This window comes from Nocardia sp. NPDC004068, from assembly GCF_042874315.1.
In the GTDB taxonomy this organism is placed as follows: Bacteria; Actinomycetota; Actinomycetes; order Mycobacteriales; family Mycobacteriaceae; genus Nocardia.
The window spans coordinates 116,347-138,760 of sequence record NZ_JBIAMW010000002.1; the positions used below are offsets into that span (position 1 = coordinate 116,347).

At 68.5% G+C, this 22,414-nt stretch carries 23 protein-coding genes and 1 pseudogene; 11 read left to right on the forward strand and 13 right to left on the reverse strand.

Annotation, left to right across the window (positions count from 1 at the left end; all coding sequences use genetic code 11):
- Window positions 1-14: 14 nt before the first annotated feature.
- The 9 genes and pseudogenes from ACFYTQ_RS04630 to ACFYTQ_RS04670 form a co-directional block, all read right to left on the reverse strand.
- A pseudogene (locus ACFYTQ_RS04630) lies at window positions 15-1,600 on the reverse strand (acyl-CoA carboxylase subunit beta).
- Complete coding sequence (locus ACFYTQ_RS04635) at window positions 1,569-2,477, reverse strand: alpha/beta hydrolase (protein WP_387357244.1); 909 nt, start codon at window positions 2,475-2,477, stop codon at window positions 1,569-1,571. The pseudogene ACFYTQ_RS04630 and the gene ACFYTQ_RS04635 overlap by 32 nt, the downstream one beginning before the upstream one ends.
- Window positions 2,474-3,409, reverse strand: a complete 936-nt coding sequence (locus ACFYTQ_RS04640) for an aromatase/cyclase (protein ID WP_387357246.1) — start codon at window positions 3,407-3,409, stop codon at window positions 2,474-2,476. Before ACFYTQ_RS04640 ends, ACFYTQ_RS04635 begins: the two co-directional genes overlap by 4 nt.
- A 13-nt stretch (window positions 3,410-3,422) precedes the next feature.
- Window positions 3,423-4,199: a 3-oxoacyl-ACP reductase FabG gene (gene fabG / locus ACFYTQ_RS04645; RefSeq protein WP_387357248.1), complete on the reverse strand. Its 777-nt coding sequence runs from the start codon at window positions 4,197-4,199 to the stop codon at window positions 3,423-3,425.
- 11 nt (window positions 4,200-4,210) lie between these two features.
- Window positions 4,211-4,468, reverse strand: a complete 258-nt coding sequence (locus tag ACFYTQ_RS04650; RefSeq protein WP_387357250.1) for an acyl carrier protein — start codon at window positions 4,466-4,468, stop codon at window positions 4,211-4,213.
- An 11-nt stretch (window positions 4,469-4,479) separates the two neighbouring features.
- Window positions 4,480-5,700 (reverse strand): ketosynthase chain-length factor, encoded by a 1,221-nt coding sequence (locus ACFYTQ_RS04655; RefSeq protein WP_387357252.1) that lies wholly within the window; start codon window positions 5,698-5,700, stop codon window positions 4,480-4,482.
- The gene (locus ACFYTQ_RS04660) at window positions 5,697-6,968 is read right to left on the reverse strand and encodes a beta-ketoacyl-[acyl-carrier-protein] synthase family protein (RefSeq protein WP_387357254.1); all 1,272 of its coding nucleotides are present in this window, start codon (window positions 6,966-6,968) and stop codon (window positions 5,697-5,699) included. Before ACFYTQ_RS04660 ends, ACFYTQ_RS04655 begins: the two co-directional genes overlap by 4 nt.
- The gene (locus ACFYTQ_RS04665; RefSeq protein ID WP_387357256.1) at window positions 6,965-7,597 is read right to left on the reverse strand and encodes a TcmI family type II polyketide cyclase; all 633 of its coding nucleotides are present in this window, start codon (window positions 7,595-7,597) and stop codon (window positions 6,965-6,967) included. Before ACFYTQ_RS04665 ends, ACFYTQ_RS04660 begins: the two co-directional genes overlap by 4 nt.
- Window positions 7,598-7,636: 39 nt before the next feature.
- Window positions 7,637-9,355 carry an acetyl/propionyl/methylcrotonyl-CoA carboxylase subunit alpha gene (locus ACFYTQ_RS04670; RefSeq protein WP_387357257.1) on the reverse strand — a complete coding sequence of 573 codons (1,719 nt, stop codon included), beginning with the start codon at window positions 9,353-9,355 and terminating at the stop codon, window positions 7,637-7,639.
- Between the two features lie 292 nt (window positions 9,356-9,647).
- On the opposite strand from ACFYTQ_RS04670, the gene ACFYTQ_RS04675 reads away from it, so the two are divergent.
- The 3 genes from ACFYTQ_RS04675 to ACFYTQ_RS04685 are packed head-to-tail and all read left to right on the forward strand — an operon-like array spanning window position 9,648 to window position 11,148.
- Window positions 9,648-10,103, forward strand: a complete 456-nt coding sequence (locus ACFYTQ_RS04675; protein WP_387357258.1) for a MarR family winged helix-turn-helix transcriptional regulator — start codon at window positions 9,648-9,650, stop codon at window positions 10,101-10,103.
- A gap of 20 nt (window positions 10,104-10,123) precedes the next feature.
- The gene (locus ACFYTQ_RS04680) at window positions 10,124-10,630 is read left to right on the forward strand and encodes a hypothetical protein (RefSeq protein WP_387357260.1); all 507 of its coding nucleotides are present in this window, start codon (window positions 10,124-10,126) and stop codon (window positions 10,628-10,630) included.
- The gene (locus ACFYTQ_RS04685; RefSeq protein ID WP_387357262.1) at window positions 10,627-11,148 is read left to right on the forward strand and encodes a nuclear transport factor 2 family protein; all 522 of its coding nucleotides are present in this window, start codon (window positions 10,627-10,629) and stop codon (window positions 11,146-11,148) included. Before ACFYTQ_RS04680 ends, ACFYTQ_RS04685 begins: the two co-directional genes overlap by 4 nt.
- Window positions 11,149-11,167: 19 nt before the next feature.
- On the opposite strand, the gene ACFYTQ_RS04690 is transcribed toward ACFYTQ_RS04685, so the two are convergent.
- Window positions 11,168-11,920: a response regulator transcription factor gene (locus tag ACFYTQ_RS04690; protein WP_387357264.1), complete on the reverse strand. Its 753-nt coding sequence runs from the start codon at window positions 11,918-11,920 to the stop codon at window positions 11,168-11,170.
- A gap of 378 nt (window positions 11,921-12,298) precedes the next feature.
- Between ACFYTQ_RS04690 and ACFYTQ_RS04695 the strand changes: the two genes are divergently transcribed.
- Window positions 12,299-13,456: an alpha/beta hydrolase family protein gene (locus ACFYTQ_RS04695; RefSeq protein WP_387357266.1), complete on the forward strand. Its 1,158-nt coding sequence runs from the start codon at window positions 12,299-12,301 to the stop codon at window positions 13,454-13,456.
- 3 nt (window positions 13,457-13,459) lie between these two features.
- Here the strand turns inward: ACFYTQ_RS04695 and ACFYTQ_RS04700 are convergent, their stop codons facing one another.
- The 3 genes from ACFYTQ_RS04700 to ACFYTQ_RS04710 all read right to left on the reverse strand — a co-directional run bounded on the left by ACFYTQ_RS04700 (window position 13,460) and on the right by ACFYTQ_RS04710 (window position 16,553).
- Window positions 13,460-14,155: a TIGR03943 family putative permease subunit gene (locus ACFYTQ_RS04700; protein ID WP_387357268.1), complete on the reverse strand. Its 696-nt coding sequence runs from the start codon at window positions 14,153-14,155 to the stop codon at window positions 13,460-13,462.
- Window positions 14,152-15,201, reverse strand: a complete 1,050-nt coding sequence (locus ACFYTQ_RS04705) for a permease (protein WP_387357270.1) — start codon at window positions 15,199-15,201, stop codon at window positions 14,152-14,154. The genes ACFYTQ_RS04700 and ACFYTQ_RS04705 overlap by 4 nt, the downstream gene beginning before the upstream one ends.
- A 128-nt stretch (window positions 15,202-15,329) precedes the next feature.
- A complete protein-coding gene (locus ACFYTQ_RS04710; protein ID WP_387357272.1) occupies window positions 15,330-16,553 on the reverse strand; it encodes a DUF418 domain-containing protein in 1,224 nt (407 codons plus the stop codon).
- 144 nt (window positions 16,554-16,697) lie between these two features.
- Here ACFYTQ_RS04710 and dop point away from each other — a divergent pair, with 144 nt between their 5' ends.
- From dop to ACFYTQ_RS04745, 7 genes are all read left to right on the forward strand, one after another.
- Window positions 16,698-18,197: a depupylase/deamidase Dop gene (gene dop, locus ACFYTQ_RS04715; RefSeq protein WP_387357274.1), complete on the forward strand. Its 1,500-nt coding sequence runs from the start codon at window positions 16,698-16,700 to the stop codon at window positions 18,195-18,197.
- A 139-nt stretch (window positions 18,198-18,336) separates the two neighbouring features.
- On the forward strand, window positions 18,337-18,531 hold the full coding sequence (locus ACFYTQ_RS04720) for a ubiquitin-like protein Pup (RefSeq protein ID WP_387357275.1): 195 nt from the start codon (window positions 18,337-18,339) through the stop codon (window positions 18,529-18,531).
- Window positions 18,528-19,382 carry a proteasome subunit beta gene (prcB, locus tag ACFYTQ_RS04725; protein ID WP_387357277.1) on the forward strand — a complete coding sequence of 285 codons (855 nt, stop codon included), beginning with the start codon at window positions 18,528-18,530 and terminating at the stop codon, window positions 19,380-19,382. The genes ACFYTQ_RS04720 and prcB overlap by 4 nt, the downstream gene beginning before the upstream one ends.
- Window positions 19,379-20,140, forward strand: coding sequence for a proteasome subunit alpha (gene prcA / locus ACFYTQ_RS04730; protein ID WP_387357279.1), 762 nt, complete (start codon window positions 19,379-19,381; stop codon window positions 20,138-20,140). Before prcB ends, prcA begins: the two co-directional genes overlap by 4 nt.
- Before the next feature lie 179 nt (window positions 20,141-20,319).
- Entirely contained in the window at window positions 20,320-21,678 is a 1,359-nt protein-coding gene (pafA, locus tag ACFYTQ_RS04735) for a Pup--protein ligase (RefSeq protein ID WP_387357281.1), read from the forward strand.
- Window positions 21,679-21,713: 35 nt separating this feature from the next.
- Entirely contained in the window at window positions 21,714-21,953 is a 240-nt protein-coding gene (locus ACFYTQ_RS04740) for an antitoxin (RefSeq protein WP_387357282.1), read from the forward strand.
- Window positions 21,946-22,350, forward strand: coding sequence for a type II toxin-antitoxin system VapC family toxin (locus tag ACFYTQ_RS04745; RefSeq protein WP_387357284.1), 405 nt, complete (start codon window positions 21,946-21,948; stop codon window positions 22,348-22,350). The genes ACFYTQ_RS04740 and ACFYTQ_RS04745 overlap by 8 nt, the downstream gene beginning before the upstream one ends.
- The last annotated feature ends 64 nt before the right edge of the window (window positions 22,351-22,414 follow it).

Here is a 22,414-nt window from a genome sequence, read left to right on the forward strand (position 1 = left end):
CGGAGACTCCTCTGCTATTGGGGTGGATTGCCGTGTTTGCGGGCGGGAAGGTCGGCGTGCTTGGCGCGCAGCATGGTCAGGGCCCGGATCAGCACCAGCCGGGTGTCGGCGGGATCGATGACGTCGTCGATCAGCCCGCGTTCGGCGGCGTAGTAGGGGTGCATCAGTTCGCGCGCGTAGTGGGCGACGAGTTCGGCGCGTTCGGCGGCCGGATCGGTCGCCGCGGCGATCTGTCTGCGGAACACCACGTTCGCGGCGCCCTCCGCGCCCATGACCGCGATCTCGTTGGTCGGCCAGGCCAAGGCCAGATCCGCGCCGACGCTGCGCGAGTCCAGCACGATGTACGCGCCGCCGTAGGCCTTGCGCAGCACGATAGAGACGCGCGGCACGGTGGCGTTGCAATAGGCGTACAGCAGTTTGGCGCCGTGCCGGATGATGCCGCCGTGCTCCTGTCCGACCCCGGGCAGGAAACCGGGCACGTCCAGCAGCGTGACCAGCGGGATGTTCATCGCGTCGCACATCTGGACGAAGCGTGCGGCCTTCTCGCTGGCGCTGATGTCGAGGGTTCCGGCGAGGCGGGTCGGCTGGTTGGCCACGAATCCGACGGTGTGCCCGGCCAGTCGGGCGAACGCGACGACCACATTGCCCGCCCAGTGTTCTTGGATCTCCAGGAGTTCTCCGTCGTCGACGATCTCGGCGATGACCTCCCGCATGTCGTACGGCACGGTCCCGACCTCGGGAACGAGATGGGTCAGCGCGGGGCAGCGGCGATCGGGGGGATCGGCCGTCGCGACCACCGGCGGCAGTTCCCGGTTGTGCTGCGGCAGAAACGACAGCAGATAGCGCACATCGGCCAGGCAGGCCGTCTCGTCGTCGTGCACGAAGTGCGCGACCCCGGACCGCTCGGCGTGAATATCGGCCCCGCCCAATTCCTCTCGGGTCACCGACTCGCCGGTGACCGCGGCGACCACGTCGGGCCCGGTGATGAACATCTGCGCCGTGCCGCGCACCATGAGCACGAAATCGGTCAGCGCGGGAGCGTAGGCCGCGCCACCCGCGCACGGTCCGAGCATGACGCTGATCTGCGGAATCACCCCGGACGCGGCGGTATTGCGCCGGAAGATGCCCCGTACCCGGCCAGTGCGGTCACCCCCTCCTGGATTCGGGCTCCCGCTCCGTCGTTGAGCGACACCAGGGGCGCACCGGCTGTCAGCGCCAGATCCATGACCTTGTGGATCTTTTCGGCGTGGGCCTCGCCGAGCGCGCCGCCGAAGATGCGGAAGTCGTGGGCGTAGACGAAGACCGTCCGCCCGTCGACGGTGCCCCATCCGGCCACGACACCATCGGTGTACGGCCTGCTGTGCTCCAGGCCGAATCCCGTCGCGCGGTGTCGGCGCAGCGGTTCGATCTCGGTGAACGACTCGGCGTCGAGCAGCAGCTCGATGCGCTCGCGCGCGGTGAGTTTCCCCTTGGCGTGCTGGCGTTCGGTGGCCGCGGGGTCCGGACCGGTGTGGGCCTGTTCCTTGCGCAACCGCAGTTCGGCGATTCGGTCGAGGTCGTCGGTCGGATCAAGGCGTGGGAGCGTCGATTCCTCGGTCACGGAGGTGTCCTTTCTCGCCTCGGGCGGCTGTGCGGTCGAGCAGGCAGGTTTCGAAGAACGCCAGCGCCCCGATGTGGTAGGCGCGCGCGGCCCAGCCGAGGCTGATGTTGTGCCCCGCGTGTGCCACCCGGGTCACGCACACCCGGGGCGCGGATCCGAACAGGGCGCGCAGTTCGTCGAGCGCGGCGGAATCGGTGCACCACCACCGTTCCTGCTCGGCGAAGCTGAGCCGCACCGGAATCCGGATCCGGGCCGCCGCATCCGCGAGCGTCTCGGGCCACAACGTTCCCTCGATCAGTTCGCGCAGCGGCGGCGCGTCCGCGCCCGACCGGCGGAACGTGCCCGGCGGGTAGAGTTGAAGATCACCCCAATTCCGTTTCCAGAGCGCGGTATTCGCGGCCGACCCCGCATACCGGTGCCCGCACCCGGACACCTCCACGCCACCCCATCCCGGCGAGTCGGCCGCCAGGACCAGCGCCAGCTTGCCGCCGAAGGAGTGGCCGAGCAGAAAGATCCCGGCGCCGATCTCGTTGTGCGCGGCGAAATCGGCGAGGGCGGCGCGGACGGTCTCCGCCTGGTCGATCAGCGACTGCCCCTGCGGCAGCGTGGCGGCGGACGCGCCGTAGCCGGGACGATCGAGCGCCAGCACCGCGTAACCCATCCGGGTGGCCGTGCTGAGCAGCGAGACATCCGGGTGTGCGCGCCCGTGGAAATACGCCGCGGACATGCCCGCCCCGTGCAGGGCGACGACGGTGGCGCGCGGCGGGTGCGACGCGGGCGAACCGAGCAGTGCGGACAGCCGGATACCGTTTCCCTCCAAGGCAATTCGGTGCACCACCCCGGACGGCGTGGCCGCGCGCTCGGGGGCGACGGTCATGATCGGGCCTCGGCGTGCTGTTTGGCGTGTTGCAGTGTCGCCGTGCTGTTGGTGCTCAGGGCCCGCCGCACGTACTCCTTCGCGCTCGCGATGTCCGCGTCCGGTCCGAGCGTGGCCGCGATATTGGCCGTGTTCAGCGCCACGCTGTGCTGGGAGGACACCAGCACCGTGTCGTCCGCCCCCGGTCGCACCGTCCAGCGCCCGGTGTGCAGGGTCATGAGCGCGGGCATGGTGATCTGCTTGTAGGCGATCTTGTGGTGCGGGAACGTGATGCGATACGACATGGTGCGGTGCCGGGAGCCGTCCACCGCCACGGTGTCCATCGCCAGTGACTGCGTGCCGGGCTCCGGCTCGCTCAGCTCCACGGCCGCGACGTGCGGCAGCCGCTGCGGCCACAGGTGGGCGTCGTTGAGGAAGTCGAAGATCTCCGGCGCGGTGCCGCGCACCTCGACGGTGTCCTCGAACGAGAATCGCGAATCCGCCTCGGCGACACCGCTTTCGATCGTGGTCTTCAACGCGGCGAGCTCGGTGCGGGAATTGCGGTCCACCACCTCGTCGATCCAGCTCAGGCGGTCGGCGTCGACCGCCCGGTAGTCGTGCAGCAGCCGGACGTGACAGCGGTCTCCGGGACGTTCCGCCACGATCCAGGCGCCCCCCATCGCGGCGATCGGCGGGCTGCTGACCTCCTGACGGAATTCGATGCGCAACCGGTCCGGATCCAGCACCCGCCGCGAGATCCAGTGTTTGACACCGTCACCGGCGGTGGCCCAGATCCGGATCCGCTGCTCGCGCCCGTCGGCGTCCAGCTCGTCGGCGTAGATGGTCGGGGGGAACAACTGCGGCCAGTTCTCCACCTCGGCGAGCATGTGGTAGACCGTGGCAGCGGGCGCGGCGATGTCGATGGTGTGCTCGACTGCTGTGGATTCGACCATGGCACATGTCCTTTCAGAAGTTTCCGAGTCCGCCGCAGACATTCATTGCCTGGGCGGTGACGGATGCGGCGATGTCGGAGGCCAGGTAGCCGACCAGGCCGGCCACCTCCTCGGGAGTGCAGTACCGTCCGAGCGGGATCTTGGCGGTGAACTTCGCCAGGACGGCCTCTTCGGTGGTCTGCTGGAGCGCGGCGTAATTGCGCCGAACCTGCTGTGCCATGGGCGTTTCCACATAGCCGGGACAGACGGCGTTCACCGTGATCCCGGTCGGTGCGAGCTCGTTGCCCAGGGCCTTCGTGAAGCCGACGACACCGTGTTTGGACGCCGAGTAGGGCGCCCCGAGCACCACGCCCTGCTTGCCCGCGGTCGAGGCGATATTGATGATCCGGCCCCGGCCACGGTCGCGCATGCCACCGGTGTTGAGTACCTCCCTGGTCATCCGGAAGACGCTGTTGAGGTTGGTGTCGATGACGTTGTCCCAAACCTCGTCACCGAGATCCGCTGTGACGCCGCCACCGCTGATGCCCGCGTTGTTGACGAGCACCTCGACCGGGCCGTACCGCTCGACGGCGGCGGCGACGAACTCGCGTACCGATTCGCCGACCCGGACGTCGACCGCGCTGCCGTCCACCTCCAACCCGGTCTCGCGCAGCTGTTTCACGGTGGCGGTCACGTTCTCGGCGGTCCGGGCCCCGAGGTACACCCGGTGCCCGTCGGCCGCCAGCGATTGGGCGACGGCCAGGCCGATGCCGCTCGTCGCACCCGTGACGAGCGCATGGGATTTCGACATGGTGACTCCTGTCACGAGGTGCGGGCGGGGAGCAGGGCGTTGACCGCGGCGAGGAAGGCGCGCGGGGTGGTGGCGTCGACGACGGTCGAATCGGCCAGCGTCACACCGAATTCCCGCTCGACGCGGCTCGCCGTCTCGAGCATGGCCAGCGAGTCGTAACCGAGGTCGTCGAAGGCGGTGTCGAGTATCCGCTCCGAGAGGTCGGCGTCGTCGGGGGCGCCGGAACCCTCGCGCAGGATCCGGGTCAGGTCGTCGAGGGTGAATGTCATGGTTGTTCCCTTCATTCGGCGGCGGTGAGGACCAGGGCGGAGTTGAATCCGCCGTAGCCGCGGGCCAGGACGAGCGCAGCGCGCACCGTCGCGCGCCGCGCCGTGCCGATCACCAGGTCCAGCGGTGAGTCGGCGGTGGGTTCGACATTGATGGTCGGCGGGATCACGCCGTCCGCCATGGTGAGCAGCGCGGTGGCCACATCGAGGGGGCCCGCACCCGAATACAGCCGTCCGGTCATGGTTTTCGGCGCGGTCACGGGAACCGCCCGGTGCCCGAACACCGCGTTGATCGCGGCGGCCTCGATCTCGTCCTGCTCCGGAACGCCCGCGGCGTCGGCGAACACCACATCGATATCGCTCGCCGTGAGTCCGGCGTCGGCCAGCGCGAATTCGATCGCCGCGCGCAGCGCGGGCTCCCGGCCCGCTCCCGGCGCGGGATCGAAAGTGGCGGCGTAGCCCGCGATTTCGCCGTAGCAGCGGGCGCCGCGATCGCGGGCGGTGGCCGCCGACTCCAAAATCAGGATCGCGCCGCCCTCGCCGGGCACATGGCCCGCGGCCCGCGGATCGAACGGGAGATAGGCGCGGTCGGGATCGGTGCCCGAGTGCACGCAACCGCTGGTCCACAACGCCGCCCAGCCCCACGGGCAGAGCGAGGCGTCCATCGCCCCCGACACCATCAGCGGCGTGCCCTGGCGAATCTGCCTGCGGGCGTGGGCGATCGCGTCCAGACCGCCGGCCTGATCGCTGACCACCACGCCGCTGGGGCCCTTCATGCCGTTGCGGATCGCGATCTGCCCGCTGTTGACCGCGTAGAACCAGGCGAAGGACTGGTAGGCACTGACATATCGGCTGCCGCGACTCCACAGGCTGCACAGCTCGCCCTGGGCGAATTCGAATCCGCCCGAGGTGGCGGCGGTGAGCACGCCCATCTCGAATTCGTCGAACGTCGCGGCATCGATGTTCGCGTCGGTGAGCGCCCAGTCCGCCGCCACCAGCGCGAACCGCGTGACCTGATCGGTCTGCGGCAGCAACCGATCGGGAAGGTGCGCGGCCGCGTCGAAATCGGGAATCTCGGCGGCGAGGGTGGCGGGATAACCGGACGGATCGAAGCGGGTGAGACGGCCGATGCCGCCGCGCCCGGCCCGCGTCGCCTCCCAATGGGCCCGGGTGCCGAGGCCCGTGGGGGCGGTGACGCCGATGCCGGTGACCACCGTGGCGGTATCGGCGCTCATGCCGCCGCTCCGTCCATCGCGGTGAGGACCATGGCGCTCTGGAAGCCGCCGAATCCGCTGCCGACCGTGAGCACGGTGTCGGTGCGATGCTCACGCGCGGTGAGCGGCACGTAGTCCAGATCGCACTCGGGGTCGGGGGTGTGCAGGTTCGCCGTGGGCGGAACGACATTGGATCCGATCGCCAGGACCGAGGCGGCGATCTCGATGGATCCGATCGCGCCCAGCGAATGGCCCACCATCGATTTGATCGAGCTCACGGGAGTCGCGTAGGCGTGCGCGCCCAGGCTGCGTTTGAACGCCGCGGTCTCGTGCCGGTCGTTCTGCTTGGTGCCCGAGCCGTGCGCGTTGATGTAGTCGACGGCCTCGCCGGGTAATCCGGCCGCTCGCAACGCGATTCGGATCGCCTCGGCCATTTCGATTCCATCCGAACGCAATCCGGTCATGTGGTAGGCGTTGCAGCGGGTGGCGTAACCGGCTATCTCGGCGTAGATGTGCGCGCCGCGCCGCCGCGCCGCGGCGAGCTCCTCGAGCACGAACATGGCCGCGCCCTCGCCCAGGACGAACCCGTTCCGGGTGGCGTCGAACGGACGCGAGGCGCACTCGGGCGCGTCGTGGCGTGGTGTGGTCGCCTTGATGGCGTCGAAGCAGGCCATGGTGATCGGTGAGATCGGCGCGTCCGACGCGCCGGTCACCATGACGTCCGCCGAGCCGTCGGCGATGAGCTGCGCGGCATAGCCGACCGAGTCCAGACCAGAGGTGCAGCCGGAGGACACCACCGTCACCGGCCCCTGCGCGCCCGTCGCCCGCGCCACCTCGGCGGCGAAGGAGCTGGGGATCAGGTGGTGATAGAGGTGCTGATCGGCGTACTTCTGATCGACCAGATGCAGCCGTCCGCCGTTGCTGATGACGCGGTAGTCCTGCTCCAGGCGCATGGTGGCGCCGACCGCGCTGCCCAGGGCGACCCCGATTCGGTAGGGGTTCAGGGAGTCGAACTCCAGGCCGCTGTCGGCGACCGCCTCGCGCGCACCCACCACCGCGAATTGCCCGGCGCGGTCCAATCTTTCGACCTCGTGTGGCGTGAGCCCGCGCTGGTCGGGATCGAAGTCGACCTCGGCCGCGACCCGGGAGCGGAACTGGTCCGGATCGAAGAAACTGATCCGTCGCGTGGCGGTGCGTCCGGCGGTGAGCAGCTCCCAGAACTGTTTGGTGCCGACGCCGCCGGGCGCGATCACCTCCATTCCGGTGATGACGACGCGCCTGCTGTTCATACTGTCTCCCAGTGGTAGAAGCGGTGCGCGACCGCGTCGGCGGGCTCGCGCCACGTGGTCGGGTCGTATTTCTCGATCAGCGGGTCGAGGTCGGCGCAGATCTGGAGGAAGCGCGGGTCGGCCTGTTTCCACGCCGTGGCGATCACCTCGCCGCCGTCCGGGGTGTCGAAATCCTGGAGGTGGAAGTAGACGTCCCCGGCGGCGAACAACTGCCTGCGCCGGGTGCCCATGTGGTGCGGCACCTCGGTGGTGTCGAAGTCGCCGAACAGCGCCGCGACCGCGTCGCGGCGGTCCGCGGCGAGCCGGTTCACGACGAGCGTGCTGTACATGGCGGGATGCACCGGTCCGGGCAGCCAGTGGTAGTAGCGGGTCGCGGGTGGCCGGAACGGCGCCGGGGCGTCGTCGAGGGCGGTCACCTCCGGGATCGGCCCCGGTCCGGTGTACCCGGGTGGCAGGGGTTCGTCGCTGTCGACGATGTGGACGAGCAGATCGGTGTGGTAGTGGAACAGTTGTCGCCGAACGACTTTCGAGTCCGCGGGATCTCCGGCGGCGTCGAATTCGGCGAACCCGGCGGCGACGCGATCCCGCGCCGCGGCGTTCATCCGGGCGACCGTGACAGTGGTGTGCATGCTGTCGTTTCCTTTGTTCGGTCCTGGATTTCGGAGCGGTCAGTCCCGAATTCGGCACAGGACGGCGCCGCTGCCGATGCTCCGGCCGATCTCGGTGATCAGGCCGACCACCGTGCCCGCCCGGTGCGCGGTGATCGGTTGTTCCATCTTCATGGCCTCGATGACGGCGATCAGCTGCCCGGAGGTGACCGTTTCGCCCTCGGCCGCAGCGACTTTCACGAGGGTTCCGGACATCGGCGCGGTGAGGGTGTCCGTGGTGGGCCGTTCGGCGGAGCGCGTCCGGACGCGGCGGGGCGCGGGTCCGGTCGCTCGGGCGGGCAGTGTCACCTCGACGCGTTTGCCCCGCACCTCGACCACGACCGTCTCGCGCGGGGCCCGGTCCGCCGGCGTCGCGTCGGCCTGCGCGCCGGGCGCGATGGTGTTGCGGAACTCGGTCTCGATCCAGCGGGTGTGCACCCGGAACGGTTCGTCGGTGAAGTCCGGATCGGTGACCACCGCCCGATGGAACGGCAGCACCGTCGTGATGCCCTCGATCTCGAACTCGCTCAACGCGCGTGCCGCCCGTTGCAGCGCCTGTGCGCGATCCGCCCCGGTGACAACGAGTTTGGCCAGCAACGAGTCCCACTGCGCACCGATGGTGGAGCCGGTCTCGATCCCGGAGTCGACGCGCACGCCCGGCCCGCTCGGGGGCCGATAGCGGTGGACGGTACCCGGTCCGGGCAGGAAATCGCGGTCCGCGTCCTCGGAGTTGATCCGGAACTCTAGGGCGTGCCCGCGCGGCGCCGGATCCGGGTACTCGAGCAGGCCGCCCGCGGCGATGCGCAGTTGCTCCCGCACCAGATCGATACCGGTGACCTCCTCGCTGACGGGATGCTCCACCTGAAGGCGGGTATTGACCTCGAGGAAGGAAAGCGTGCCGTCCGCCCCGATCAGGAATTCGCAGGTGCCCGCGCCGCGGTAGCCCGCCGCGCGGAGGATCGCCTTCGACGCGTCGACCAGCGACCGATGCTGTGTCCCGGTGAGAAACGGCGCGGGAGCCTCCTCGACCAGCTTCTGGTGCCGCCGTTGCAGGGAGCAGTCCCGGGTCGAGACCACCACCACGGTCCCGGCGGCATCGGCGAGGCATTGGGTCTCCACGTGCCGGGGTTTGTCGAGGTAGCGTTCGACGAAGCATTCGCCGCGCCCGAACGCCGCCCGCGCCTCGCGCACCGCGGAGTCGAGGCATTCCGGAATCTCCGCGAGCGTGCGAGCCACCCTGAGACCGCGACCGCCGCCGCCGAACGCGGCCTTCACGGCCACCGGCAGCCCGTGCCGCTCGGCGAACCGCACCGCCTCGTCGGCGTCGGCGACCGGGCCGGGGGTCCCGGCGACGATCGGCGCGCCCACCGCGGCGGCGATGCGCCGGGCCGTCACCTTGTCGCCGAGATCACGGATGACCTCGGGGGGCGGACCGATCCAGATCAGTCCCGCGTCGCGCACCGCCGCCGCGAAATCGGCGTTCTCGGAGAGGAATCCGTAACCGGGATGCACCGCGTCGGCGCGGGCGGCGCGCGCCGCGGCGATCAGGGCCTCGATATTCAGGTAGCTGGCGGCGGCGGTGTCGCCGCCCAGCGCGTAGGCCTCGTCGGCCGCGCGGACGTGCACGGCGTCGCGATCGGGGTCCGCGTACACCGCGACGGAGGCGATGCCGGCGTCCCGGCACGCCCGCGCGATCCGCACCGCGATCTCACCTCGGTTGGCGATCAACACTTTTCGCACCGCTCCTCCTGAAAGTCCTTGCCGCTGCGGCCCATCCTGCGGAACCGAGGCCACCGGGCGGTGAACGGGACCTCCGGGCATCTTCAGGAGTTGTCTTCCTCGTAGCCAACGGATTTCAAGATTCTTCCGGTTCGCTCGAGATTCCGTTCCGATCACCTGCTCGTCATCGCGGCGGGGCGGGAGTCCCGCCCACGATGTCGCCCAGGGCCGCGACGCCGGGCCCGAGTGGTATATACATGGCTTGCCATGTATTCTTGGGGTCGCCCCCATTTCAACGACGATGGAGGTGAACGTGGAGCAAGCCGAGACGCGGCTGGACCGGGAAGGTTCGCTCGGGTATCTGGTGAACCATCTCGCGCGCCTCATGGAACAGGCACTGCGCCAACGCATTTCCGGATACGGTGTGGTGCCGGGGCAGTTCGCGCAGCTACTGGCACTGTACGAGCAGGAGGGCGTCACGCAGAACGAACTCTGCGAGAAGGTTCGAATCGACCAGTCGACAATGGCCCACACGCTCAAGCGGATGGAGCGTGACGGGCTCATCCGGCGCACCGCCGACCCCCGGGACGGCAGACGGGCGCTGATCTACCTCACCGACGCTGCCCGGAGTTTGCGCGCCCCGCTCTCAGAGGCGGCCCGCGAGGTGAACGAGCTTGCGGCCGGGGGGTTCTCGAACGAGCAGGGAACCGACTTCATCCGCCTGATTCGACAGGCGATCGGCAATCTGGAGGCCGATCGGGACACGTGACAACCGAAGAGGGGTAAGCCATGCTCTCTCGTATTCATCCCATTGCGGGCACGGTCGGACTCATCACCATCCTTGCCTTCTGGACCTCGACCGTCGTCGCCGAGATCGGCGGATCGAGGCACGTCATCACCGTCGTGAAGCAGACGATTCCATGGTGTCTGCCCATCCTCGTGCTCGCGCTCGTGGCCACCGGGTCGAGTGGCCTGCGGCTGGCCGCGGGTTCGACCTTCCCGATCGTCCTCGCCAAAAAGCGCAGAATGCCGTTCATCGCCGGGAACGGCCTGCTGATCCTGATTCCGTCGGCGATCACCCTGTCCATTCTGGCCGGACACGACGACTTCGGGACCGCGTTCTATTGTGTACAGACGCTGGAGTTGGTCGCCGGTGCCGTCAATATCGCGCTGATGTCACTCAATATTCGTGACGGGCTGCGATTGTCGGGGCGTTTCGGTGTGGGCCGGGAACGCCCGACAGCGACGAATCCAAGCGTTGCCGTAAGCAGCGAAGAACCACGGAGACAAGTATGAGTGAGATTTCTGAGAATCGGTTGCGGGACGAGATCGAGGCTCTGCGCGCGGAGGTTCGTGAATTGCGGGACCATCGCGATATCGCCGCCCTTTTCGACAAGTTCTTCTTCTTCGAGGATCGCAAGACGATGGATGACGCCTGGGCGCACTCCATCTTCACCGACGATGTTCTGCTCGAACTGCCGCCCGAGAACTATCACGGCATCGAGGGACTTGCCGCACATATCACCGACGTGGTCGGATTGTTCGGTCCGACGCATCACACCACAACCGACTGTCATGCGGATATCGATGGCGATCTCGCCAGCGCGCGCGTGAATCTCACCGCGACGCACGAACATGTCGCCTCCGGCGAGCCGCCGCTGATCGTCTGGGGATATATCGAGGCCCGGGCCCGGCGCACGGCCGCCGGTTGGCGCCTGAATCGGATGAATCTCACCAAGGTGCTCCGGACCGGCGACGCGCCGCCCGGCTACACCTTCGACGAGAATTTGAACGTTCTCGCGGTGAACGATTGAACCATGTGCTGCCCACCCCTCACGGTGCGATCGTGGCGGGTGGGATCAGCTTGAACCCGATGCCTCGTACGGCGACGATCCAGTCGCTCGAGCCCAGCTTCATCCGCAGGCTGCTCACGTGGGTGTCCAGGGTGTGCCGCGACCACGATCCGTCCCACACCTCGCGCAGAATCTGATGGCGCGGCACCACGATTCCCGGTCGCCGCGCGAGCATCCCGAGCAGATCGAATTCCTTCCGCGTCAGCGCGATGCGTCTGCCCTGGACGACCACCTCGCGCGTCGCGTTGTCGATTTGGAGCGATCCGCACCGGACCGCGGGCGGTTTGTCGCACGGTTCCGGTCGGGCCCGCCGCATGACGGAGTCGATTCTCGCGATGAGTTCCCGGATGCCGAACGGCCGCGCGAGATAGTCGTCGGCACCCGAGCGAAGACCGAGCACGCAATCCAGTTCGGAGTCCCGGTCGGTGACCAGGATGATGGGCATCGTATCCCGCGCGCGGATCGAACGGCAGACTTCGAAACCGTCGAAATCGGGAAGATCCGGGTCGAGCAACAGGATATCGGCACGGTCGAACAGCTTCATGGCCATTATTCCGGTATCTACCGCCGCAATCTTGTGGCCATATCTCGGTAGCTCCGACGCGAGATTACCACTGTCCTCGGAGGCGGCCGCAATGAGAATACGCCAGGATCTGTCGACGACCGCGGGATGCGGTTCGGGAAAATTGATGTCGAGTTCCGTGTCCAGCTTCCGAATATCGCTGCGCTCCATGACCGGATATCCCTCACCCTCCCGAGAGACCGGACTACAGTGGGCGGCCTGATAGTCAACTTTCCCACAAGTGTAGGTGCTACATTGCATTGAATCAACAACCGGCGGCAGCTTTTCCTCATCCGTTCTGTATGGAATAGTATCGAAAGTAAATAAAAGGGAAGCACTGGGTTTCGAACTATGACCCCGCGCACCGACACTTCCCGACCCGACGCCTCGACTCGTCCGTACGCGAAGTTCTACTTCGTGTCGCAATGGGTGTTCGGAACATCTCACTTTTCAGCCGCGTCTCGACCACCTTGGCGAACGTTGTGTCTCGCTCCGGTCGCGGGATCGTGTTCGTTTCGTTGCTACCGGCCCCGCGGCGGCGGTGGGAGAATGAGCGGGCAGGTCGGTGGGGACCTGGATCGGGTGGATGGCATGAGCGAGCGGTGGCTTGCGGGGGTGTGCGTCGCGGTGGGCGTTCTGCTCGCCGCCGCGACGACGGCGGTGGGTTCGGCCGAGCCGCCGGGCACGAATCCCGGCGAACCACTGCGCGTGGAACCACTGCCCGCGAGCGGGCGCGGCTACGTGATCACCTATGCCACACCGGCATTGGACGGCCGGGCCACGACCGCGACGGGACTGCTGTACCTCCCGGAGGGCACCCCGCCCGCCGGGGGCTGGCCGATCATCGCCTGGGATCACGGGACGAGCGGGCTGTCGGCGCGCTGCGGGCCGCGCTCGCCGACCGGCGGCCCGGCCGATACGCCCGCGCTGCTGCGGCTCAACCGCGCGGGTTTCGCGGCGGTCGCGCCGGACTATCTCGGTCTGAGCCCGGAGTCGCCGGGCGTGCACCCGTATCTGAACGGCCGCACCGAGGCGACCGCGACGATCGATCTCGTGCGCGCGGCCCGGAACGCGTTCGGGGAGTTGTCGTCTCGCTGGGCGGTGCTCGGGGTGTCCCAGGGCGGCCACGCGGCCTTGAGCACCGGACATCTCGCCTCCGAGTACGCGCCCGAACTGGATTTCCGGGCCACCGCGGCGCTGTCCCCGCCGTCCAACGTCGACAAGCTGCTCCCGATCGCGCGACCCGGCCTGCCCTCGCCGGAGATCTCGAACGGGCTGACCGGGACCGTCACCGCCCTGTTCGCCGCGATCGGGGCGAATCAGCCGGGGTTCGACATCCAGCCCTACCTCAGCGCCGAGGGGCGGCGGCTGGTGAGCGACATCGTCTCGTACTGTGTGCTGGATTGGCCTGCGGCCGTGGGGAATCGGAGCGTGTCCGATCTGCTGGCGCGTCCCCTCGACGATCCGGCCGCCGTCGCCGTGTTCGCCTCCTACCTGGGCGTGGCGACGAGCGGATACCGGCAGCCGCTGTTCATCGGGCAGGGCACGGCCGACGCGACGGTGCCGCTGCCCATGACCCTCGCCCTGACGGCCGAATTGTCCGCCGCCGGAACGCCGTTCGAATTCGCCGTGTTCGACGCCGACCACCACACCATCGAGGGCGCGGGCTTCGACGCGGGACTGGCCTTCCTGACGCGATACCTGTGAGACTCAGCCGTAGACCCGGGCCGGGGCGGGAACGGTCCGCAGCTCGAGCACGTCGAGGGTCGGGGTCATATTCGTCTCCGGCCGCGCCGAATCGGGAACGGCCTTGCCGCGCACCGACACCCACGTATCGTCGGGTGGGCTGTCGAAATCGCCGCCCAGATGCACGGACATCGTCTGGGCGTCGGCCACGCAGCACGTGATGACGACACGGGCCAGATCCACGCCCGTCTCCGTGTGCACGATGAAACCGACCACGGTGATCTCCCGCCGGTCGAGTTCGCCGCTGGAGTCGTAGGCGGCGCGGTCGAGCAGATCCGCCATCCGCACGGTCGGCGCGGGACCGGACGGCAGCGGCGGGAAGGCGAATTTGTCCCCCGAGTCGACGGCGGCCTGGGCGGTGGTGCCCGACCGCACCGACGTCGCGCCCAGCGCGGGCGGGACGATGACCAGCAACGCCGCGATCGGGGCCAGCAGCAGCCACTGCGCGCGGCCGGGATGCTCGGAATCGGTTGCGGCCCAGCCCTTCCGGATGTCGCGGACGATGGCGACGGCGGCCAGCGCGAGCAACACCACCCCGCTGAGGATCAGATACGGTTGCAGTCCGGGTTTCACATACCGCAGGTAGGTGCCGTCCAGCGCGATATCGAGCACCGCGCCGCCCAACAGCAGCAGCACGAGATTCTGGGCCGCCCGGTTCATCGCACACCGCCGAGGAAGATCAGCCCCGCGACCGTCCCGCACACGATCGCCACCCCGAATGTCAACGGCGCGAACCGGATCGCGAACCGGCGGCCGAAGGCGCCGGTCTGCATGGCGAACAGCTTCACATCCACGGCCGGACCCACCACGAGGAACACCAGTCGCGGCAGCAACGGCAACCCCGACATGCTCGCCGCCACGAACGCGTCCGCCTCCGAGCACAGGGCCAGCACCACCGCCAACAGGGCCAGCACCACGATCGACACCAGCGGCTGCCCGGACAGCTCCCGGTACCAGGTCGGCGGGACCAGGACGTGCAGCGCGGCCGCCGCCGCGGCCCCGATCACGAGAAACGCCGCCGATTGCAGGAAGTCGTGCCGGGCGGCCTCGGTGAACACCGTCCAGCGCGAGCGGCCGGGTGCCCAGTGCTCGTGGCCGTGCGGGCGCGGGGTGAACCACTTTGGCCGCCCGAACCGCGCCCACAGCCAGCCCACGAGCAATGCCGTGGCCATCGATCCCGCGAACCGCCCGGCGACCATGCCCGGCTCGCCGGGAAACGCGACCGCGGTGGCCACCAGCACCACCGGATTCACCGCGGGCGCCGACAACAGGAAGGCGAACGCCGCCGCGCTCGGCGCGCCCTGATCCATCAGCCGCCGCGACACCGGCACCACGCCGCACTCGCATCCGGGCAGCGCCATCCCCGCCACCCCGGCGACCCCGATCGCGGCGGTCTCGTTGCGCGGCAACAGCTTTCGCAGCAGTTCCGGCGACGCCCACGCGGCGATGGTCCCGCTGACCAGCACGCCCAGCACCAGGAACGGCACCGCCTGCACGAACACTCCGGTGAACACCGTCGCGGCCGTCTGCAAACGCGCCGACGAACCGACCCAGCCCGCCAGCGGTCCGGACCAGATCAGTCCCGCCGCCAATAGCCCGACCAGAACGTAGGTGGAGAACAGTCGCGGAAGCCGGGGCGGCGCGGGCGGATTCGCGCTCGCGGGCGGCTCGGTGAGCGGCGGGCCGCTGACGTGCGGGATCGACATGGCACTACCCCCGGTGGACGAGTGTCGGACGGACCATGCGGGGCGCGACGGTGGGCCGCGAGTCCCGCCATATGATCGCACATCGGCGGGCGGGCCAGGAGTTCCGTCGGCGGGGCGGCGGGTCCGGCTCAGCGCGCGACCGACGAGGGCGCCGGAGCGTCGCGCCCCTCGCGGGCGAGCAGTCGATAACCCTTGTGCCACAACCATTCCACCGGTCCCCGCGCGAAACGGCGCAGCCATGCGTGCGCGAACACCATCATGAGCGCGCACACGAGCAGATGGATCCCGACCGTGAACGGGACCCGCTCGTTCGGCGACACGCGCGCGGCGAGCCCGAGACCCCAGCCGTAGCACAGCGCCGAGGTGACCAGGTTCTGGAGGATGTAGCAGCTCAACGCCACCCGGCCCACCTCGGCGAGGCGGCGGCCCGCCCATCCGGTCCGCGGCCGCCGCGCGTAGGTCTCGGCGATCAGCGCGAGCAGACCGAGCGCCACGATCGGCGCGGTGCCGTAGCGGGTGAGCAGCACCAGATCGCCGTCCCACAGGCCCAGCGCCAGATCCAGCGGGGCCGCCACGGCCAGGCCGAGGATCAGCAGTCGCCGCCGCAGGCGCGCGCCGCGCGGCTCGAACAATCCGGCCCGAAACAGCCGCGCCCCCACCAGGAACAGCGCGATCGACATCGGGAAGATGAAGACCGGTTCCAGCCGGAACAGACCCGCGTTCGCCAGCCGGAACACGGCGAGATCCCAGAACGAACCGTCCGCGTACGGGTTCGGATCCAACGGTCGGCGCGGGGCCGGATCGCCTTGCGGCGCAAGGGTGATCGCGAGGGTGACGAGGGTGAGCACGGCCACGTGCACGGCCGCCGCGCCGAGCAGCCAACGGCGCTGGGCGCGTTCGCTGGTCGCGAGCAGGACGGCGACCACCGCGCCGGTCACGGCGTACCCCATCAGCACGTCGAATTCGGCGACGAACACGAAATTCACCAGGCCGTCCAGGAACAGTAGCCCCGCCCGCCACGGATAACCTCCGGGCCAGGCGCGCCCCGCCCGCACCGCCGAGCCCCGCTGGATGGCCAGCCCGATGCCGAACATGATCGTCAGCAGGCCCAGGAACTTGCCCTGGGCGAGTTGTTGCAGCACGCGTTCGATCCACAACCATGCGCCCTCGGGCCGATCCGTGCCCTCGAGATAGCCGATGAACCCGGCCGGGTGGGTGAGGATCCACACGTTTGTGCCCAGCGTGCCGAGGATCGCGATGCCCCGCGCGACGTCGAGGGCGGGCAAGCGCGCGGCCGAACGCGGCGGGGCGGCAAGGGGATTCGGGTCGGTCGGGGTGGCGGAATCGTGCACCCACCCATTCTCATACACTCGTATAGGCGGGCGCATCCCCATTTCGAGTGACATCCCCTACGACCTGCGACCGACATCGCCGCCCGCGCACACGCCCACCCCGGGCGCGCCCGAGCGGGACGAACGTCGCATAGGCTCGAACACATGCAGCGCATCATCGGAATCGAGGTCGAGTACGGCATTTCCACGCCCTCCGAGCCCTCGGCCAACCCGATCCTCACCTCCACCCAGGCGGTGCTCGCCTACGCGGCGGCCGAGGGAGTGCCCCGTGCCAAGCGCACGCGATGGGACTACGAGGTGGAATCGCCGCTGCGCGACGCGCGAGGCTTCGATCTGGGCCGCCTCAACGGGCCCGCGCCCGTGATCGATGCCGACGAGGTCGGCGCGGCCAATATGATTCTCACCAACGGCGCCCGCCTCTACGTCGACCACGCCCACCCCGAGTACTCCGCACCTGAGGTCACCGACCCGCTGGACGCGGTCATCTGGGACAAGGCGGGGGAGCGCGTGATGGAGGCCGCGGCCCGCTACGCCTCCAGCGTGCCCGGCGCGCCGCGCATGCAGCTGTACAAGAACAACGTCGACGGCAAGGGCGCCTCCTACGGCACCCACGAGAACTATCTGATGAGCCGGGACACCCCGTTCAATCAGATCATCGTCGGGCTCACCCCGTTCTTCGTCTCCCGGCAGGTGGTGTGCGGTTCGGGGCGGGTCGGCATCGGCCAGTCCGGCGACCAGGCCGGCTTCCAGCTGTCGCAGCGCGCGGACTACATCGAGGTCGAGGTCGGGCTCGAGACCACGCTCAAGCGCGGCATCATCAACACCCGCGACGAACCGCACGCCGACGCCGACAAGTACCGCCGTCTGCACGTCATCGTCGGCGACGCGAATCTGTCGGAGTGGTCGACCTATCTGAAGGTCGGCTCGACCGCGCTGGTGCTCGACCTCATCGAGGCCGGGGAGGACCTGTCGGATCTGCAACTGGCCCGGCCGGTCACCGCCATCCACCAGATCAGCCACGATCCCACCCTGCGCGCCACGGTCGCGCTGGTCGACGGGCGCGAACTCACCGGCCTGGCGTTGCAGCGGCTGTACCTGGACCGGGTGGAGAAGTTCCACAGCCGCCAGGGCACCGACGACGCCCGGGTCACCGATGTCATGGAGAAGTGGGCGCACGTGCTCGACCTGCTCGAGCGCGATCCGATGGAATGCGCCCACCTGCTGGACTGGCCCGCCAAACTGCGCCTGCTCGAGGGCATGCGCAATCGCGAGGGGCTGGGCTGGGCCGCGCCGAAACTGCACCTGGTCGACCTCCAGTACTCCGACGTGCGCCTGGACAAGGGCCTGTACAACCGGCTCGTCGCGCGCGGGTCGATGCAGCGGCTGGTCAGCGAGCAGGAGGTGCTCGACGCGATGACCAACCCGCCCACCGACACCCGGGCCTACTTCCGCGGCGAGTGCCTGCGCCGGTTCGGCGCCGACATCGCCGCGGCCAGTTGGGATTCGGTGATCTTCGATCTCGGCGGCGATTCGCTGGTGCGCATCCCCACCCTCGAACCCCGCCGGGGCACGAAAACCCACGTCGGCAAGCTGCTCGACGGGGTGGACACGGCCGCGCAGCTGGTCGAGCAACTGACCACCTGAGCGGGCTGCCACGCGGTTGCGGCGGGGGTTCATTGCGGTGTAATCCGGCCCGTTGTCGTCGCCGCTGGGTAGTGTTGACGTACGAGCATCGGATCTTCTCCGATGCTCGCCGATATCAGTACAGAGGAGGTCGGCTGCTATGGCACAAGAGCAGACCAAGCGCGCCGGTGGTGGCGACGAGGACGACGACGCCGCCGGCGTCGATGCCGCGGGTCAGGAGCGTCGCGAGAAACTGGCGGAGGAAACCGACGACCTACTCGACGAGATCGATGATGTGCTCGAGGAGAACGCGGAGGACTTCGTGCGCGCGTACGTTCAGAAAGGCGGCCAGTGACATCAGGTGACCCCTTGCGGCTCCACGTGGGGTACGCCCTGTCCTCCTTCTCCGAATACCTGCGGGAACACGCCCCGGATCTGTTGTCCGGCAACGGATTCGGGCGTGTCGCCGATGTCCCGCGGGGTTCGTCGTCGCAGGACATCGCCCCGCACGGCACCACCATCGTCGCGGTGAGCTACCGCGGCGGCGTGCTGATCGCGGGCGACCGGCGTGCCACCCAGGGCAACCTGCTGGCCAGCCGCGACATGGAGAAGGTCTACATCACCGACACGTTCTCCGCGGCCGGCATCGCCGGTACCGCGGGCGTGGCGGTGGAGATGATCCGGCTGTTCGCCGTGGAGTTGGAGCATTACGAGAAGATCGAGGGCGTGTCGCTGACCTTCGACGGCAAGGCCAACAAGCTGTCGAAGATGGTGCGCGACAACCTGCCCGCCGCGTTGCAGGGCCTGGCCGTGGTGCCGATCCTGGTCGGTTACGACTTCGAGGCCACCGATCAGGACCGGGCCGGGCGCATCGTGTCCTACGACGTGGTCGGCGGGCGCAGCGAGGAGCGGTTCGGCTACACCGCGGTCGGCTCGGGTTCGATGTTCGCCAAGACGTCGTTGAAGAAGACCTACCAGCACGGTATCGATGAGGACCGCGCCCTGCGCATCGCCGTCGAGGCGCTGCTGGACGCCTCCGACGACGACACCGCGACCGGTGGGCCGGATCTGCTGCGCAACATCTTCCCGACCGCGGTCGTGATCAATGCCGAAGGGGCCGAAGAGGTTTCCGACGGCCGACTCGCCGAGATCGCGCGGACGATCGTCGACGAGCGCACGGCGGAGGAGAGGAGTGCCAAGGCATGACACTGCCGTACTACGCGTCGGCCGAGCAGATCATGCGCGACAAGACCGAACTTGCGCGCAAGGGCATCGCGAGGGGCCGCAGTGTCGTGGTGTTGGTGTACGACAAGGGTGTGCTGTTCGTGGCCGAGAACCCCTCGGCGACGCTGCACAAGGTGAGTGAACTGTACGACCGGGTGGGGTTCGCCGCGGTCGGCAAGTACAACGAGTTCGAGAACCTGCGCCGGGGCGGCATTCTCCAGGCCGACCTGCGCGGGTACCAGTACGACCGGCGCGATGTGACCGGCCGGGCGCTGGCGAACATGTACGCCTCGACGCTGGGCACGATCTTCACCGATCAGCTCAAGCCGTTCGAGGTCGAGATCTGCATCGCCGAGGTGGCCTATCCCGAGCAGAACCCGAATTCGGTGCTGTTCCGGATCAACTTCGACGGGTCGATCGTCGACGAGCGCGAGTACGTGGTGATGGGCGGCAACACCGAACCCATCGTCACCGCGCTCAAGGGGTCCTACCGTCCGGGACTGGACCTGCAGGCCGCGATCGATGTGGCCGTGGCGGCCCTGCAGAAGGGCGCCCCGGAGGGCGCGGACAAGGACAAGCGCACCCTCGGCGTGCAGTCGCTCGAGGTGGCGACCCTCGAGCAAGCCCGGCCGCGCCGGGCCTTCCGCCGGATCAACGGACCCGCTCTCGAGGCGCTGCTGCCGAGCGGCGACTCCGCGGACACGGAGACCCCGTCGGCGGGAGATCCGTCCAACCCGTAGCGGATCCCGTCTACTCCGATTCCCCGCGTCCCGGTCGTCCCGGGCGCGGGGAATCGGCGTATTTCCGCTGTCCCCGCCCGGTCAGCGGGATGCTTCGCGGCGGAATCGTTGCGAAGACGTATGCATCGGCTTGCTCGCACAGCCACTTTCGGGCATGACATGGCTGTAATGTCGATAGGGTGCAGCGACGAATCATGGGGATCGAGACCGAATTCGGGGTGACGTGCACGTTCCACGGTCACCGTCGGTTGAGCCCTGACGAGGTGGCCCGGTATCTGTTCCGCCGGGTGGTTTCCTGGGGCCGTAGCTCGAACGTATTCCTCCGCAACGGCGCCCGGCTCTACCTCGACGTCGGTTCCCACCCGGAGTACGCCACGGCCGAATGCGACAGCCTGGTCCAGCTGGTCACCCACGATCGCGCGGGTGAGCGGGTGCTCGAGGAGCTGTTGATCGACGCCGAGCAGCGCCTGGCCGAGGAGGGCATCGGCGGGGACATCTACCTGTTCAAGAACAACACCGACTCCGCGGGCAACTCCTACGGCTGCCACGAGAACTTCCTCGTCGTGCGCGCGGGCGAGTTCTCCCGGATCTCCGATGTGCTGCTGCCGTTCCTGGTGACGCGCCAGCTCATCTGCGGCGCGGGCAAGGTGCTGCAAACCCCCAAGGCCGCGACCTTCTGCCTGTCGCAGCGGGCCGAGCACATCTGGGAGGGCGTGTCGTCCGCGACCACCCGCTCCCGGCCGATCATCAACACCCGCGACGAGCCGCACGCCGACGCCGAGAAGTACCGCCGCCTGCATGTGATCGTCGGCGACTCGAACATGTCCGAGACCACCACCATGCTCAAGGTCGGCACGGCCGCGCTGGTGCTCGAGATGATCGAGGCCGGGGTGTCGTTCCGAGACTTCGCCCTGGACAACCCGATTCGGGCCATCCGCGAGGTGAGCCACGACCTCACCGGCCGTCGCCCGGTGCGGCTCGCCGGTGGCCGTCAGGCCAGCGCCCTGGACATCCAGCGCGAGTACTACGCCCGCGCGGTCGAGCATCTGCGCAACCGCGAGCGCGACCCGCAGGTCGACGCCGTCGTGGACCTGTGGGGCCGCACCCTCGACGCGGTCGAGGCCCAGGACTTCGCGAAGGTCGACACCGAGATCGACTGGGTCATCAAGCGCAAGCTGTTCCAGCGCTACCAGGACCGCTACGGCATGGACCTGTCCGATCCCAAGATCGCCCAGCTCGACCTGGCCTACCACGACATCAAGCGCGGCCGCGGCGTCTTCGACCTGCTGCAACGCAAGGGCCTGGCCAAGCGCGTCACCGAGGACGAATCGGTCGACGCGGCCGTCACCACCCCACCCCAGACCACCCGCGCCAAACTCCGCGGCGACTTCATCACCGCCGCCCAGGAGGCCGGGCGCGACTTCACCGTCGACTGGGTGCATCTGAAGCTCAACGACCAGGCCCAGCGCACGGTGTTGTGCAAGGATCCGTTCCGATCGGTGGACGAGCGGGTGGATCGGCTGATCGCCTCGATGTAGCCCGGGAGCGACGCTAGTAGCGCTAAAATGGCGCTGTGGCAACCATTCAGGTACGGAACATTCGGGACGAGGACGCTGAACTGCTGCGCGAAGCGGCCGCAGAGGAGGGTATGTCGCTGCAGGCTTACATGCAGCGGGAGGTGAGCAGGATCGCTCGACGACGTGCGAAAATCGCGGCAATGGAGGCATACCGCGAGCATTTGAAGCGCGATCCGGGGACGGGAGCGACTGCGGAGTCGATTCTGGAGGCCCTGCGGGAGATTCGGGGTGAGTGATGAATTGGTGGTCGACGCGTCGGCATTGGTCATAGCACTGATCGTCGAGAGCGAGGTCGGGATCCGAGCCGCCGAGAGAATCTCTCAATCAACTTGTCACGCACCGCATCTCATCGATGCCGAGGTGGGCAGTGTACTGCGGAAGAAGGAGCGACAAGGAGCGATCAAGACAGATCGTGGTGTAGCGGCGCTGCGCATGGCGACGCTGTTGGTGGATCAGCGGTATGTACACCACGGCCCGCTGGCCGCCGACGCATGGGAGCTCCGCCACACGATCAGTTTCTACGATGCTCTGTACGCCGCACTGGCCGCACGACTGGAGGTGCCCTTGCTGACTGCGGACGCGCGACTTGCGAAGGCACCCGGCCTGCCGTGCAGAGTGGAACTTCTCAACTGACGCGGCTTCCATCGAAACCCCGGACCACCGCGCATCGATCCCCGCCTGCGCATTACTCTCTATC